The 16,264-nt window shown below is 38.7% G+C and carries 9 protein-coding genes and 4 tRNA genes; 6 read left to right on the top strand and 7 right to left on the bottom strand.

The annotated features are described in order from the left end of the window. Positions 1–135: 135 nt before the first annotated feature. From HMPREF9096_RS07945 to HMPREF9096_RS07960, 4 genes are all read right to left on the bottom strand, one after another. A tRNA-Thr gene (locus HMPREF9096_RS07945) sits at positions 136–211 on the bottom strand. A 3-nt stretch (positions 212–214) separates the two neighbouring features. Continuing rightward, positions 215–289: transfer RNA gene (locus HMPREF9096_RS07950), tRNA-Gly, on the bottom strand. Positions 290–331: 42 nt separating this feature from the next. After that, positions 332–416 (bottom strand) — tRNA-Tyr (locus tag HMPREF9096_RS07955). Between the two features lie 29 nt (positions 417–445). Further along, positions 446–521: transfer RNA gene (locus tag HMPREF9096_RS07960), tRNA-Thr, on the bottom strand. A 214-nt stretch (positions 522–735) separates the two neighbouring features. Between HMPREF9096_RS07960 and coaA the strand changes: the two genes are divergently transcribed. Then, a complete protein-coding gene (gene coaA / locus HMPREF9096_RS07965; RefSeq protein ID WP_009499705.1) occupies positions 736–1,671 on the top strand; it encodes a type I pantothenate kinase in 936 nt (311 codons plus the stop codon). Positions 1,672–1,762: 91 nt separating this feature from the next. On the opposite strand, the gene plsB is transcribed toward coaA, so the two are convergent. Next, positions 1,763–4,192, bottom strand: a complete 2,430-nt coding sequence (gene plsB, locus HMPREF9096_RS07970) for a glycerol-3-phosphate 1-O-acyltransferase PlsB (protein WP_009499704.1) — start codon at positions 4,190–4,192, stop codon at positions 1,763–1,765. Positions 4,193–4,366: 174 nt separating this feature from the next. Here plsB and lexA point away from each other — a divergent pair, with 174 nt between their 5' ends. From lexA to psiE, 5 genes are all read left to right on the top strand, one after another. Then, positions 4,367–4,990, top strand: a complete 624-nt coding sequence (gene lexA, locus HMPREF9096_RS07975; RefSeq protein WP_009499703.1) for a transcriptional repressor LexA — start codon at positions 4,367–4,369, stop codon at positions 4,988–4,990. Positions 4,991–5,132: 142 nt separating this feature from the next. Next, the gene (gene dapF, locus HMPREF9096_RS07980; protein ID WP_009499702.1) at positions 5,133–5,957 is read left to right on the top strand and encodes a diaminopimelate epimerase; all 825 of its coding nucleotides are present in this window, start codon (positions 5,133–5,135) and stop codon (positions 5,955–5,957) included. A gap of 129 nt (positions 5,958–6,086) precedes the next feature. Next, the gene (purL, locus tag HMPREF9096_RS07985) at positions 6,087–10,037 is read left to right on the top strand and encodes a phosphoribosylformylglycinamidine synthase (protein WP_009499701.1); all 3,951 of its coding nucleotides are present in this window, start codon (positions 6,087–6,089) and stop codon (positions 10,035–10,037) included. Positions 10,038–10,174: 137 nt separating this feature from the next. Further along, complete coding sequence (locus HMPREF9096_RS07990; protein ID WP_009499700.1) at positions 10,175–12,715, top strand: autotransporter outer membrane beta-barrel domain-containing protein; 2,541 nt, start codon at positions 10,175–10,177, stop codon at positions 12,713–12,715. Positions 12,716–13,096: 381 nt separating this feature from the next. Then, positions 13,097–13,516, top strand: coding sequence for a phosphate-starvation-inducible protein PsiE (psiE, locus tag HMPREF9096_RS07995; RefSeq protein ID WP_005625591.1), 420 nt, complete (start codon positions 13,097–13,099; stop codon positions 13,514–13,516). 63 nt (positions 13,517–13,579) lie between these two features. Here the strand turns inward: psiE and HMPREF9096_RS08000 are convergent, their stop codons facing one another. After that, the gene (locus HMPREF9096_RS08000; protein ID WP_032803224.1) at positions 13,580–14,866 is read right to left on the bottom strand and encodes a heme biosynthesis protein HemY; all 1,287 of its coding nucleotides are present in this window, start codon (positions 14,864–14,866) and stop codon (positions 13,580–13,582) included. Between the two features lie 9 nt (positions 14,867–14,875). Continuing rightward, positions 14,876–16,123 carry a uroporphyrinogen-III C-methyltransferase gene (locus tag HMPREF9096_RS08005; RefSeq protein ID WP_009499698.1) on the bottom strand — a complete coding sequence of 416 codons (1,248 nt, stop codon included), beginning with the start codon at positions 16,121–16,123 and terminating at the stop codon, positions 14,876–14,878. Between the last annotated feature and the right edge of the window lie 141 nt (positions 16,124–16,264).

Genomic DNA, 16,264 nt, shown 5'->3' with positions numbered 1-16,264 from the left:
CGGTTTTGTACGTTCAAATTTTTCTTTAGACATTTAAAGAGTCCCTCTAAATAGACACGGTTATCGATGGGTAAATTAAACCACATTAACCAATAAAATTGTTTGCTATAATTGAAGGAAAAGAGAAATGAAGGATGGTGCTGATAGGCGGATTTGAACCGCCGACCTCACCCTTACCAAGGGTGCGCTCTACCAACTGAGCTATATCAGCGTTTGGAGCGGGCAGCGGGAATCGAACCCGCATCATTAGCTTGGAAGGCTAAGGTAATAGCCATTATACGATGCCCGCAAGTCCTAAATTCGTCTGTCCCATCAGGATTCATCTAAAAGATGGTGGAGGGAGAAGGATTCGAACCTTCGAAGGCTGAGCCAACAGATTTACAGTCTGCCCCCTTTGGCCGCTCGGGAACCCCTCCACGCTAAATGAATACTTGATACGAAGGAATGGTGCCGACTATCGGAATCGAACTGATGACCTACTGATTACAAGTCAGTTGCTCTACCTACTGAGCTAAGTCGGCGTGTCGTAAGCAAGTGAGGCGTATTATATGTAAAAAACTTTTCGTGACAAGTTTTTTTTCTAAAAAAATTATTTTTTTTGCGCGTTCGTTTAAATCACAAGCAAAAATGTGAATTTTTAACCAAATCTTATTAAATTTACTGAAAAATAAATGCGAACATGCCGGTTATAGAGTATATTTTTCCTCGTTTATTTAGCTATCAAATAGAATTATTGTGGAATTTTCAACTCAGCAAACACCTTTTTTAAGCTTTAATCGTGAACAATGGGCGGAATTACGTAAATCTGTTCCATTAAAATTGACAGAACAGGATCTGAAACCACTTTTAGGTTTTAATGAAGACCTTTCATTAGATGAAGTAAGTACGATTTACCTGCCTCTAACACGTCTTATTAACTACTACATTGATGAAAATTTACATCGCCAAACGGTACTACATCGTTTTTTAGGCAGAAATAATGCCAAAACACCTTATATAATTAGCATTGCTGGCAGTGTTGCTGTAGGGAAAAGTACTTCTGCACGTATTCTACAATCGCTACTTTCTCATTGGCCGACTGAAAGAAAGGTTGATCTCATCACAACAGATGGGTTTCTTTATCCATTAGACAAGCTTAAACAAGAGAATCTTTTACAAAAGAAAGGTTTTCCCGTTTCTTATGACACCCCTAAACTCATTCGCTTTTTAGCAGATGTAAAGTCAGGTAAAAGCAATGTTACAGCACCAATCTATTCTCATTTAACATACGATATTATTCCCGATGAATTTGATGTGGTAGATAAACCTGATATTCTCATTTTAGAAGGATTAAATGTGCTTCAAACAGGCAATAACAAAACCAATCAAACCTTTGTATCGGATTTTGTTGATTTCTCTATTTATGTCGATGCAGAAGAAAAATTACTGAAAGAATGGTACATTAAACGCTTTTTAAAATTCCGAGAAAGTGCATTTAATGATCCTAATTCTTATTTTAAACATTATGCAAGTTTATCAAAAGAAGAGGCTACTGCGACGGCAAGTAAAATTTGGGATGAAATTAACGGGTTAAATCTCAATCAAAACATTCTTCCAACCCGTGAGCGAGCAAATTTAATTCTAAAAAAAGGTGAAAACCATCAGGTAGAGTTAGTTAAATTGAGAAAATAGCTCAAAAATGCGGTAAAAATTCACTGCACTTTTTTATATAGCTAATATAAAAAAGGAGCATTATTTGATGCTCCTAAAATTTAAATCTAACTTAAGCGTGCTCTTCCGCTTTTTCAACCGTTCCTTTGACAGTCAAACAAATTTCCGTTGAAATCAAATGAGAAAGTGTTGACGCCAAATATTCTATCTTTTCAAGATTGCCATTGCCTGATTCATCAAAATAACCTTGCTCTTTCAAATTCGCAATGAACATAGAGAAGACAGCTTTATCAAAGAATTCCGGTGCGTTAATACCATGCAATACAGATAAACGTTGTGCAACGAGTTGGCTTTCTTTTTCCAGTTCTGCACGTGAAATATCTGGTTGTTTTTGCAAAATTGTCACAGTGATGTAATAACGTTGCAAGATTTCACGCATTCCCGCAGACCAAAGTTGTAAAATACGTACTTTCGATTTATTGATAGATAAGAAATTATCATTAGAATTAATCACCTGTTGGCGCGCAAATTCATCAATAATTTGGTGAATTTGAGTTTTTAACTCTTCTTCACTAAAGTGCAAGAATAACTCGCCTTTTAAGAACGGATAAATCTTGCCGACAGCCTCCACTAATAAATCTTTTTGAATCGCCTCGTAATGCAAAATGATGCTTGCAACTAAAGATGGCAATACAAATAAGTGTTGTATGTTATTGCGATAGTAAGTCATCAAGACGGCTGATGCGCGTTCCAAACGCACAATTTCCCCAAAGTTATCCTTTTCGACTAACACGCCAACACGATCAAGCGTTAATACATGGTTTAACATCATTTCAGGCGTAGCCGTTGGCAATACAACATCTGTGGAATAAGGCACGTTTTGTAGTAATTGTTGGTAACTAGCAAGTTGTTCCAAAAGTTGCTCACGAGAAAGTGCACGCTGACGAGAAGACAATAATGCCGTCCCAACTAAATTCATTGCATTCACCGCGGCAGCTTTATTAATGTTCACCATCACTTGTTTTGATACAGAATCAACAGCAGGAGCAAACCATTGTGGTTTTTCTTCGTGATTTTGCTCTTTCCAATCAGGGAAATGTTGACTCAAATAGTTTGAAAGCGTAATTGGCTCACCAAAATTCACAAAACCTTGACCGAGATTGCGTAATTTTTTAATTACTCGAATAACCAAACCTGCATTTTCTTTTTCTTTCGCCGCACCACGCAATTCTTTTGCGTAAGTATCCACTTCCAATACATGCTCATAGCCCACATAAACTGGCACAACAGAAATTGGACGAGTTTGATTATGTTGCAAGGCTTGAAGTGTCATCGACATCATGCCTGTTTTTGGCGCAAGTAAACGACCAGTGCGCGAACGACCACCCTCAATAAAATATTCTACCGAATAACCACGATGGAATAACTCTGACAAATATTCGCGGAAGATTGCAGAATATAATCTATTTCCTTTAAAAGTGCGGCGAATAAAGAATGCGCCCCAACTACGGAACATTCTACCTACAGGCCAGAAATTTAAATTAATTCCTGCTGCGATATGCGGCGGAACAAGCCCTTGATGATAAAGCACATAGGAAAGCAATAAATAGTCAATATGACTACGGTGACAAGGAACATAAACAATCTCATGACCTTCAAGTGCTAATTTACGTACACGATCTGCATTTTGCACATCAATACCAGAATAAAGTTTATTCCAAAGCCAACGTAAAAAACGATCAGCGGCTCGCAAACTTGAATGGCTTACATCTGCAGCGATTTCATCCAAAATCTTATGCGCTTCTTTTTGGGCTTTTTCAATGCTGATATTTTTCGATTTTGCTTCATCTTCAATCGCACGTTGAATCGCTTCTGATTGCAATAATTTATTAAACATAGCTTGGCGATTCGGTAAACGAGGGCCTGTTGCCGAAATGCGCTGTTTGGCAAAATGCATTTTTGCAACTCGAGCCAATTTTTGCGCAATTTTTTCATCAGAGCCATGCTCATTCACCATATAACGTAATGAAACGGCTTGAGAAAAACGGACAAAAGTATCACGTCCAAACCAAATAGCAGCAAAAGTTTTTTGCATGCCATTTAACAAACGCAAGTTAGGCAAACCGGATTTATCTTCATGCCCAGGAGAACGCCCCCAAAGAACGGAGACTGGAATAAGTTGTACATCTAAACTCTCAGAAGTGCGGTGTAATTCGAGGTATTTATTGAAAATCGTGGTGGTTTCATCTTTCGCACCTTTCGATTTAAAAATACGACGTCCCTCATCTAAATACACATAACGAGGCAACTTCACACCATCAATTTCATTTTTCACAGCAGGATCAGGCAAACCTAACGCCAAACAATTTCGACGGAAAATAACGAAATCGGTTTGAGAGGTATAAGGCAAAACATAAACAACAGGTTGGTGAATATTGAGGGAAAGCTCTTCTATCGGATTGGCTGGAATTGGATTATTTTTCACTAATACTGACAGAGGCAAGCTCAATAATTGACGATACATATTTACAAAATTTGCCATGATAAATTTTCTCTTTGTTGTAAATTTGAAATATTTTAACACATCCGATCTCAACCGCTTTAAAAAATTTAGTGACAGAATGTGACCTAATACACAGATTTAAAAAATAACTATTGCAACTTCACACAATCTGTATACAATACCAGTTATCTGTATTTAAAAACAGGAGTGTATATGAGACCATTAACAGTACGCCAACAAGAAGTGTTGGATTTATTAAAACGTCATTTAGAAACAACTGGCATGCCACCAACACGAGCCGAGATCTCTCGAGAATTGGGCTTTAAATCCCCCAATGCTGCAGAAGAACATTTAAAAGCACTTTCACGCAAAGGTGCCATTGAAATTATTCCAGGCGCATCTCGTGGTATCCGAATTTTAGACAATAGCGCAAATGAAGAATTTGATGGTTTACCACTCGTGGGTCGTGTAGCGGCTGGAGAGCCTATTCTTGCAGAACAACATATCGAAGCAACTTATCGTGTAGATGCTGATATGTTTAAACCACAAGCAGATTTCTTACTCAAAGTTTATGGTCAATCCATGAAAGACATTGGTATCTTAGATGGTGATTTATTAGCTGTACATAGCACCAAGGATGTACGCAATGGACAAATTGTCGTTGCACGCATTGAAGATGAAGTGACGGTAAAACGCCTTGAGAAAAAAGGTTCTATCATTTATCTACACGCAGAAAATGAAGAATTTGATCCAATCGTGGTAAATCTTGAAGAACAAGAAAACTTTGAGATTGAAGGCATTGCAGTAGGGATCATTCGCAATAATGCTTGGATGTAATCTGAGGAAATTAGCGAATAAAGTGCGGTAAAAATTTCCTGTGTTTTACCGCACTTTTCTTAATCTAAAATTCTGAATTTGCCATTCTTTTTACCGCTCTCTATAATGCAATCAATCTTGAATTTAAATAAAGGATGGAAAAATGCAGTTTTCCAAAATGCACGGATTAGGCAACGATTTTGTTGTGGTTGATGGCGTTACTCAAAATGTTTTTTTCACGTCAGAAACCATTCAACGCTTAGCTGATCGCCACCGTGGAATTGGTTTTGATCAGCTTTTGCTTGTTGAACCACCTTATGACCCTGAACTCGACTTTCATTATCGCATTTTCAATGCAGATGGAAGTGAAGTTTCGCAATGCGGAAATGGTGCCCGCTGTTTTGCTCGTTTTGTGACATTAAAAGGGCTTACTAACAAAAAAGACATCGCGGTTAGCACGCAAAAAGGCAATATGGTTCTAACGGTAAAAGACGATAACCAAATTCGTGTGAATATGGGCGAACCAATTTGGGAACCAGCAAAAATCCCATTTACCGCAAATAAATTCGAGAAAAATTACATCCTACGCACAGACATTCAAACTGTCTTATGTGGTGCCGTTTCAATGGGCAATCCTCATTGCGTTGTACAAGTAGATGATATTCAAACCGCAAATGTTGAACAACTTGGTCCTTTGCTAGAAAATCACGAACGCTTTCCCGAACGTGTCAATGCTGGTTTTATGCAAATCATCAATAAAGAGCATATTAAACTTAGAGTTTATGAACGTGGCGCAGGAGAAACGCAAGCCTGTGGCAGTGGAGCTTGTGCAGCTGTTGCAGTTGGAATTATACAAGGTTTATTGAGCAATCGAGTTCAAGTTGATTTGCCGGGCGGTTCATTAATCATTGAATGGAATGGCGTTGGTCATCCACTTTATATGACTGGCGAAGCGACCCATGTATATGATGGTTTTATAACCCTTTAATCCTCTTATCCCCATCTAATTCTTAAAGATGGGGATTTTATTTCTCACGGACGCAAACGTTTTCGTTTTTAAAAATATCCTTTATAATACCACTCGATTTTCATTCCTATCCTCATAAAGGACCCCCATATGTTTCAAACTTTTCGTGGCTCACCCGCCCTTTCTGAATTCCGTATTCAAGGCTTAATGCAAAAATTCCAACAAAATCAATTACCGGTGAAATCGGTTTACGCGGAATATTTGCATTTTGTGGAATTAAATCGACCGCTTGTTAGCGAGCTGGAAGCAAAATTAAAAGCATTGTTACACTACGGTCCAACTTTGGCTGAGCATGAAGCCAAAGGCGAAACCTTTATCGTGATTCCACGTGTTGGCACGATTTCTTCTTGGTCTTCTAAAGCGACAGATATTGCGCATAACTGTGGTTTAAATGAAGTGGAGCGTATTGAGCGTGGTTTGGCGTATTATTTTGAGTTAAGCCAACCGCTTGATGAAAAAACAACTGAAAAATTGACCGCACTTTTACACGATCGAATGATGGAAACCGTGGTGCGTAATCCAGAAGATGCTGAGATTTTATTCCGTCATCAAGATCCGAAACCGTTTAAAACCGTGGATATTCTGAAAGGCGGACGTGAAGCCTTAGTGACAGCCAACGTAGAATTAGGTTTGGCACTGGCAGAAGATGAAATTGATTATTTGGTGGAAAACTTCACCCAATTAGGGCGCAATCCACACGATATTGAACTTTATATGTTCGCGCAAGCCAACTCTGAGCACTGTCGCCATAAAATCTTTAATGCGGATTGGATTATCGACGGCAAAAAACAGGATAAATCCCTGTTTAAGATGATTAAAAACACCTTTGAGAAAACCCCTGATTTCGTGCTTTCAGCCTATAAAGATAATGCTGCGGTAATGGAAGGCTCAAAAGTCGGCCGTTTCTTTGCGGATCAAGATGGGCAATATCGTTACCACAATGAAGATGCGCATATCTTAATGAAAGTGGAAACCCACAACCACCCAACCGCAATTTCGCCATTCCCAGGTGCTGCAACAGGTTCGGGCGGTGAGATTCGTGATGAAGGTGCAACCGGTCGTGGTGCAAAACCAAAAGCAGGTTTAACCGGTTTCTCGGTATCAAACCTCATCATTCCAAACTTCGAACAACCTTGGGAAAATCCACTTTCCAAACCAAATCGTATTGCTTCAGCTTTAGATATTATGATTGAAGGCCCATTAGGTGGTGCAGCATTCAACAACGAATTTGGTCGTCCTGCATTATTGGGTTATTTCCGTACCTATGAAGAGAAAGTTAATAGCTTCAATGGTGAAGAAGTGCGTGGTTATCATAAACCGATTATGTTAGCGGGCGGTATTGGTAATATTCGTGGCGAACACGTTCAAAAAGGCGAAATTCCAGTAGGTGCGAAATTGATCGTATTAGGTGGCTCAGCGATGAACATCGGTTTAGGCGGTGGTGCCGCTTCTTCGATGGACAGCGGGAAATCAAAAGAAGATTTAGATTTTGCCTCTGTGCAACGTGAAAACCCAGAAATGGAACGCCGCTGCCAAGAGGTGATTGACCGTTGCTGGCAATTAGGCGAAGAAAATCCAATTCTCTTTATCCACGATGTGGGGGCGGGTGGTTTATCCAACGCCATGCCTGAATTGGTGCACGATGGCGAACGTGGCGGTAAATTTGATTTACGCTCCATCCTTTGCGATGAAAAAGGAATGTCGCCATTAGAAATTTGGTGTAACGAATCGCAAGAACGTTATGTCTTAGCGGTTGCACCAGAAAAACTCGAATTATTTACCGCACTTTGTGAACGTGAGCGGGCGCCGTTTGCGGTCATTGGTGAGGCAACGGAAGAGAAACATTTAACCTTACACGATAGTCATTTCGATAATAACCCAATTGATTTGCCAATGAATGTGTTATTAGGCAAAACCCCGAAAATGACGCGCGAGGTTTCGTCAAAAACTGTCGAAAATCGACCGCTTGCAACAGAAAATATTCAATTAAAAGAAGCTTTCCATCGCGTATTACGCTTACCGGTGGTGGCAGAAAAAACGTTCTTAATTACTATTGGCGACCGTTCGGTAACCGGTATGGTGGCGCGCGATCAAATGGTCGGCCCATGGCAAATACCAGTGTCTGATGTGGCCGTCACAACCGCATCATTAGATAGCTATCACGGCGAAGCCATGGCTATGGGTGAGCGAGCACCCGTGGCATTATTAGACTTTGGAGCATCTGCACGTTTAGCGGTGGCTGAATCCATTACCAACATTGCAGGCACCAACATTGGCGATATTAAACGTATCAAATTGTCTGCAAACTGGATGTCTGCAGCGGGTCATGGTGGTGAAGACGCTGGCTTATATGAAGCGGTGAAAGCAGTCGGCGAAGAACTTTGCCCAGCGTTAGGCATTACCATTCCAGTGGGTAAAGACTCTATGTCGATGAAAACCACTTGGGAAGAAAATGGCGAGAAGAAATCGGTCACAGCACCGCTTTCTTTAGTGATTTCCTCTTTTGCCCGCGTGGAAGATGTCAGCAAAACCGTGACACCTCAATTACGCACAGACAAAGGCGCTAGTCGCTTATTATTGATTGACTTAGGCGAAAGAAAAAATCGCCTAGGTGCGACCGCACTTGCGCAAGTGTATAAACAATTAGGTGACAAACCAGCCGATGTGGTGAACGTAGCCAAACTGAAAAACTTCTTCGATGCAATGCAAGCATTGGTGGCTGAGCGTAAATTATTGGCTTACCACGACCGTTCAGACGGTGGTTTAATTACCACACTTGCAGAAATGGCATTTGCGGGTAACTGTGGCGTGGATGTTGATATTTCTCCATTATTCGATAGCGGAAAAGGATGGGCGCTTGAGCTTGGTGCGGAACACTATGCGCAAGAAATTTCCGAGTTAGCCATTTTATTTAACGAAGAATTAGGCGCGGTGATTCAGGTATTAGAGGCGGAACTTGACGCTATTTATACGGTGTTGAAAACACATGGATTAGAGGGAATTACCTACGACATCGGCAAGGTTAGCAACGATGATCGCATTGTGATCCATCAATTCGGAAGGGAAATTTTGGATGAAAAACGCTCCGAATTGCGTGGCATTTGGGCGGAATTGACCCATCAAATGCAACGCTTACGCGACAACCCGGAATGTGCCGACCAAGAATTTGAAGCGAAAAAAGCAACAGACAACAAAGGTTTATCCGCTCACTTAACCTATGATGTGAATAAAGATATTGCTGCACCGTACATCAGCAAAGGCGTGAAACCGAAAGTGGCCGTATTACGTGAACAAGGCGTAAACAGCCACGTTGAAATGGCAGCGGCTTTTGACCGTGCAGGCTTTGCGGCGATTGATGTTCACATGAGCGATTTAATGGTAGGTCGTTATAACTTAAACGACTTCAATGCGATGGTAGCCTGTGGTGGTTTCTCTTACGGTGACGTATTAGGCGCAGGTGGCGGCTGGGCGAAATCCATTTTATTTAACCCACAATTACGCGATCAATTCAGCCAATTCTTCGCCAATGAAAACACCCTTTCATTAGGCGTATGTAACGGCTGTCAATTTATCTCCACTCTTGCAGAAATTATCCCTGGTGCAGAAAACTGGCCACGTTTCGTACGTAATAAGTCAGAACGCTTTGAAGCGCGTGTCGCGATGGTGAAAATCAACGACACCAACTCACTGTGGTTTAAAGGCATGGCTGGCTCACATATGCCGATTGCGGTTTCTCACGGTGAAGGTCGCGTAGAATTCAAAACACCTGAGAATTTGACCGCACTTCAAGCTCAAAACTTGATTGTGGCACAATATATCGATAGCCATTTAAACGTGACTGAAACCTATCCAGCCAACCCGAATGGTTCGGCATTAGGGATTACTGCAATCTCTAACGTCGACGGTCGTATTGCCGCGATGATGCCACATCCAGAGCGTGTATTCCGTGCTGTGAGCAACTCATGGTATCCAGAAGACTGGTCTGAAGATGGCGCTTGGATGCGAATTTTTAGAAACGCGAGAGTGTACTTTAATTATTGATAAAGCACCAATTTTTAGGTAGATGCAATCAACGTCAATATAAGAGAAGTGTAAAGATATGTAAATTTTAATATTTTAACTTGTATAAAAAATTAAATTTACCTATAGTGCGCTCTTTTTAACAAAAAGGTAACACCATGATAAATTTAAAGCAATCAAGTAATCAAATTGATAGGGGAAAACGTATGATTCATCGATTTTCTTTGACTGTTTTCGCTACGTCATATTTTTCAATTCCTTCTCAAGTCAGTGCAGCAAATATGACTGATACATACTCTATTGTCAATGAAACCAAAGAGATTGGTGATGTAAAAGCATTCGCTAGCTCCTGGGAGAAACCTGAAATAAAGTCTGTTGTGATAGAAAATTCTAAATTGAATGCTACTGGTAATGGCTATTCACGTTGGGATACTGTTAATAAACTTGAATCAATAACAATCAATAATTCAACCTTAACAGGGATACCTATTATCACAAATGAAGCTAATAATGTTTCTGTAAAAAATTCAACTATTCATGATGTACCAAATGCACTAGATAAACTCGTTTTAGAGAAAAATAAAATTGAAAATACCCATAATTATAACTCAATAAATCTTATACAGCCTCTTAGCGAGTTATCGGGTAATAATATTGTTGATCTTACCACAACACATGAAGAGCATAAAAAAGCCATAGCTCAATATGCAGAAGCAGATAATTTTTCTTCAGATTCAGCGATATCTATACGTAGCAATGCAAACAACATAAATACAAAGGTAATTTCTAAAGATAATGTGATTAATGCAGGACTTGGTATTTCTCTTTCCTCATCAATGCAAGGCCCATCTAATGGGAATGGTAGTTTCCTTCCAGCCCAACCTACTCAATCTGTATTTTTAGAATCAACAAACGATACATTGAATACGATAGATGGCGTTTATATGTTAGATATATTAACTAATGCCAAATTTGATCATGCAAAAATTAATGCAAAAGATACCGCAGTGTCGTTTAATTCGTCTGAAAGAAACCCAGAAGACTACGATTATCGCCAACCAAACAAAAAATATGAAAAGAGTGAAGTACAGTTTTCTAATTCAACCATTGAAGCTAAGACTGCATTCAAACGCATTTTTCCAATAGATGGGTTTGGTAGACCGTATGAATTAAAGCACAATAAAGTGACGTTAGATAATTCGGTTGTTAAAGCAGAAGTTTTGGCAAGAGATGATAAAAACTCTCTTAATTATGATGTTACACCAATGTTGGATGTGATCGCTCAAAATAGTAGCCGTCTAGAGGGAAAAACCATAGGCTTGCACCACTTTACGATTAATGACTCTTCATGGACGGTTCGGGGTGATTCAACGGTTAATACATTATCAACAAAGAATGCGAATATTCATTTCGATAATAAAGATGATTCTTTAACTGTAAAGAATGATTACGACGGTGGAGCTCGCTTTTACTTTGATGCGGATTTTACTAATAGAAAAACTAATGAGCTAACTTTTAAGGGGAAAGTAACGGGAATCACTGAGATTGTGCTTAATAGCTATAAAGGGCTGCTAGAAAATGCAAATAAACATAAGCTTATTAATGTAGAGGGAGAGAGTAACAATGATGCTTTTAAACTTCACACTCGATACACAGAAGGAGAACATGAACTCTTTTTAAGAAAATGTGAGGACGAGCAAAACTGGTGCTTTTTCGTAGATAATAAACAAGAAGAACCTGGAAAACCAGAACCTGATATAATGGCTTATCAAAACAATGATAATGTGGCTATTTATGCCCAAAATACTGAATTTGCAAATAAAGTATTTAACTTGCGACTTCATGATCGCTTAGGTGACGTATTTATGCAAAATACAGAAAAGCGTATGTGGTTACGTGCTATTCAAGGTTCTCATGAACAAAAATTAACTACGGTTGAAAACAAAACAAAAGGTTTTCGTCATGGTATTCAATTAGGTGGCGATATTTGGTCGTGGAAAAATATAGAAAATTATGCTCAATTTGGTGTAATGGCTGGATTTAGTACTCTCAGAACAGAATATCTTTCACCTCAAACAAATGTTACAACAAAAGGTAGTTCAAAAGGCTACAGTTTAGGTTTGTATGGTACTTGGTACCAAAATAAGAAAGATAACACAGGTGCTTATGTTGATTCATGGGTACAATACAATTGGTTCCACAACCGTATTGCAGGACCAAATTTTTCTGAGAAATACCGTAGTCAAGGTTTTAATGCATCTATTGAAACTGGTTATAACTTCCTAGTTAGCAGTAGTACAAGTAATGCAGGAAACCAATATAAAATTTATATCCAACCTCAGTTACAGTTAACTTATATGGGGATTAAAGATCAATATGTAAAATCCGTAAATGCTTTAGTCCACCACAATTTACAAACTCGTACAGGTGTTAAGGCATATTTCAATGCAAAATTAATAAATGGCATGGAAATCCAACCTTTCTTAGAAATGAATTTGTTAAAACAAGCAAAACGAACAGGGGTTGTTATAAATAATCAAGAATATGTAGTTAATAACAAAAATGCAAAAGAAATTAAAGTAGGCGTTGATTTTAAAGTGAACAATAACATTAAGCTATGGGGATCGTTTGCACACCAATTAGGTAATCAAGGTTATAAAGATAAGCAAGGCTTAGTTGGCTTAAAAATCACGTTTTAATTGCTAAAATAATATGTAGAAGATCAAATCCAATCTTCAAATCACAAAAAGTGGGAGTTTCCCGTTTAGAATATGAATATCAAAATTCAATCTAAATAAAAGGAAAACTCTCATTTTTTATTATTTAATCCTCTAAATACAAGACCGTTTTACTTAATTTACACACAATAAATCTTTTGGCACCACATGGAATTCCACGCTATATTGTGAAAATTCTCTCACTAATGGGGTGTATACGATGTTACCTGATTTATACAGTCACATATTCCCTAAATCTCTCTTTTCTAATTCCATCACGCTTTATTTTTCCAAATGACTTTGACCAACTTTACAATCTTGCATTAGAATACGAGCCTTTGATTTTTGCTGTAAGGAATAGAAATGGAAGAATCTCCAGAATTAGAAAAATTGCCACGAATTATTACTGGTGTATTAAAAATCGTGCTTTGCACAGCATTGATTGCGTTGGCGATTGTACTCATTATTGCCCTTGGGAAAATCACTTATACTTTAGCGATGATGGTACTTAATACTTCGACTGTCGTGCCTTATGACGTAGCTGAACAAGCAGTGATGTTTTTCTTATATTTCGGGTTTATTGGTTTAATTGTGCAGTATTTTAAAAGCGGCTATCACTTCCCTTTGCGCTATTTTATTTATGCTGGGATCACTGCGATGTTGCGTTTAATCATTGTTAATCATGAAAGCTCGGTGGATACTATCTTATTTGCAGGTGCCATTTTGATTATGGTGATCGCACTCTGTTTGGTGTTATATTCTAATAAACTGAAAAATATATAGTTTTATATTCAAAGCAACAAAAAACGCACTTCACTTGAAGTGCGTTTTGTCTTTTTAGTTGAGTTACTCAGATTTGCTTTCTAAAAGTGCGGTTGAATTTTCTTCTGTTTTTTCTTCCGCACTTTCTAGGACAACATCTTGAATTGCCATCACTGATTTCAAACTCTCTTGGCGAACTTGCTCAGCTAATGCTTTATCACCCGCTTGTTCAAATACATAAGATGCCATCATCAAATCATTTGGCTCTAACTGTTCAGGACAAGCCATCACGTTTTTGAAGACATCTGCTGCTTTAGCAAATTCATTGTTACGAACATATAAATAACCCAAAGCACGATTGATACAGCATTTTTGTTTTTCATCCGCACGTTTTGCACGTTTTTCGATTAGCTTGAGAAGTTTACTGTTATCTTCTGGTTGTAAACGTGTAATCTGAGTACAAAGTTCTTTGCTAATGCTTGTGTTATCGCCAATTTTCTTCAATACTTCAACGGTAAATTCTGATGCTGACTCGTGATCATTACAATCAATTAAACGCTGAATTAAACCAACTTTGAGATCAATATTATTACGACGACTACGAGACTGAGCATCCCACCATTCAAGTAAACCATCTACGCCTTCTTCATTCATTTTCTCATCAAGCAAACCATTTTCTGTTTGAGAACGAAGATCTTTGAACTCTTCAGCACTAAATAAACCGCTATTTTCAACACCATCTAAAATCTTATCGAGGGCTTGATAAGCTTTAGAACGAAGATAAATTTCTACTGCAAGTTTTAACACTTCTTTATTGCGACCAGCCATTTCTAGCAAACTATCCACAGAACTGCGCGCTGCAGGCAATTTATTTTGTTGCAATAAAATACGCGTACGGGCAATTTCCACCAGCAAATTATCTGAACCTGCTAATTCCGTTGCTTCAATCAAATAGCGATTTGCACTAAATTCATCACCACGTTGTTGTGCTGCTTCAGCTGCTTTGATGAGGTTTAACACAGGCTCTGCAGAATGTTTGGCATTCTTACCTATCAATTTTTCTGCTTTGGCGTAATCGCCCTCATTCATCTTCATCAAACCTTCAAGGGTTTGTTTCTGCGCTCTTACACGTTTACGGCTAGAAAACCAATTATAAGAACCGCGACTTAAACGTAGAAAACGCGTTACGATCCATTCCAAACCATAAATAATCGCTAAAGCAATTACAAAGAAAATTACTAATGTCGTAATCGACATTTCAACGATATTATTTGTTGTTTCAATACGAACATAGCCTTGCTGACCAGAAAGATAAGGCCCTGCAATCAACCCAGCAAGCAATGCTAGCATTAAAAAAAGCACTCTAAACATAGGCTATCCTTATCTGTGTGGCTCAGATTTTGCCGGTTGAGGTTCTTGTTTTTCTGGTGCAGATACTTCTGTTGCTGCACCTTCAGCTTTAGGCATAGTTTCAATGGCTTTATCCGCTTCAATTTCCACCTTTTGAACATCTAACGGTGCACGATTGAGGTATTTATCAAGCAAGGTCAAACTTTGTAATTGCCCTGGCACATCTACATAAATAGAAGAATCAGCCAGCTCATCCACTGATTTTAAGAAATTTTGCGTTACTTCTGCATTCGTATCAAAATAGCTACGAACCCAAGAAGCAACCGCATCTAAAGATTGTTTATAAAGTTCATCTTGCTGACGTGGCACGGCCATAATAGCAAGCTGTAAACGTAAACGAATGTTCTCACGAAGATAAATATCTTGGTTTGGTGCAAGCAATTCTTTTTTATCCGCACTTTGTTTTGGTGAAATACGAATGAAGTGATTTAGGAAAGAAGTTGCGCTCTTTTCCACATTTTGCTGCCAATCTGCAATATCATCAGATAATTTACCGCTCTTTTCTGGCGCTTCATCAAAATTCACATTCAACGCTTGTAACTCATCCACAGTATTGGCAAGCTGTGAAAGTTTTTGCATTACTGCATTTTGGTCTACGCTTGAAAGTGAAAGAAGTTGTTTTAAATCTTGGTTGATTGCAGTACGAATCGCATTCGCTTGTGAATTGTTTACCTTAACGAGGGTTTCATCAGCCAATTTTAATAAAGAAATAGCCGTATCAACATCGTTATCTAAAACAAGTTTACGCAAGGCGTTATTTAACAAGAAATCTGCTTCGGAAAATAACCAGTCACTCGGTTGTTGTGCGCCAGCCAGTTGACTAACTTGTTTTACTTGAGCTTGTAACGCGGCAATTTCGCCTGTTTTGCCTGCAACTAATTGCTCAAGTTGCTCGACTTTATCTTGTGCGGTTTTTAAGCCTTGTTCTAATAGTTTAACCTGTCCACTATTATCAGACACAGGGGTAGAAACAGCTACACCACTTTGGCTTTCAAGTGCGGTTAATTTTTGCTGAATTTCAACTACTTGTTGCTGACCAAAATAATAACCAGCCCCACCCACACCTAGCGCAATGAGAATTGCCAATAAACTCAATGCTGTGCCCGTTTTTTTCACAATAGTTTGTGGAACTGGCTGCATCGTTTCAGTTTTTTCAACTACCGTTTCCGGCTTATCACCGACTTGTTCAGTGATGTCGTTAGATTGATCTTTTGCCATATCAATTCCTTAATAAGTCAGATTGAGTAAGGTATTCAATAAATTCAAATTATTGCCCTTTAGGAAAATCACAATATTTTTCCCTTAGGCTTATTTTTAAAATCTGTAATGCGTTCGCTTTGACAAGAAAAATACGGAGCG

Source organism: Haemophilus sp. oral taxon 851 str. F0397 (assembly GCF_000242295.1).
GTDB lineage: Bacteria > Pseudomonadota > Gammaproteobacteria > Enterobacterales > Pasteurellaceae > Haemophilus.
Note: the sequence above shows the minus strand (reverse complement) of the source record. Positions and strands in the feature narration are given on the sequence as shown.

Bases quoted from the DNA above. Each gene is read 5' to 3' on its own strand.
- plsB (WP_009499704.1), bottom strand. From the start codon at position 4,192: ATGGCAAATTTTGTAAATATGTATCGTCAATTATTGAGCTTGCCTCTG.
- lexA (WP_009499703.1), top strand. From the start codon at position 4,367: ATGAGACCATTAACAGTACGCCAACAAGAAGTGTTGGATTTATTAAAA.
- dapF (WP_009499702.1), top strand. From the start codon at position 5,133: ATGCAGTTTTCCAAAATGCACGGATTAGGCAACGATTTTGTTGTGGTT.
- purL (WP_009499701.1), top strand. From the start codon at position 6,087: ATGTTTCAAACTTTTCGTGGCTCACCCGCCCTTTCTGAATTCCGTATT.
- HMPREF9096_RS07990 (WP_009499700.1), top strand. From the start codon at position 10,175: ATGATAAATTTAAAGCAATCAAGTAATCAAATTGATAGGGGAAAACGT.
- psiE (WP_005625591.1), top strand. From the start codon at position 13,097: ATGGAAGAATCTCCAGAATTAGAAAAATTGCCACGAATTATTACTGGT.
- HMPREF9096_RS08000 (WP_032803224.1), bottom strand. From the start codon at position 14,866: ATGTTTAGAGTGCTTTTTTTAATGCTAGCATTGCTTGCTGGGTTGATT.
- HMPREF9096_RS08005 (WP_009499698.1), bottom strand. From the start codon at position 16,123: ATGGCAAAAGATCAATCTAACGACATCACTGAACAAGTCGGTGATAAG.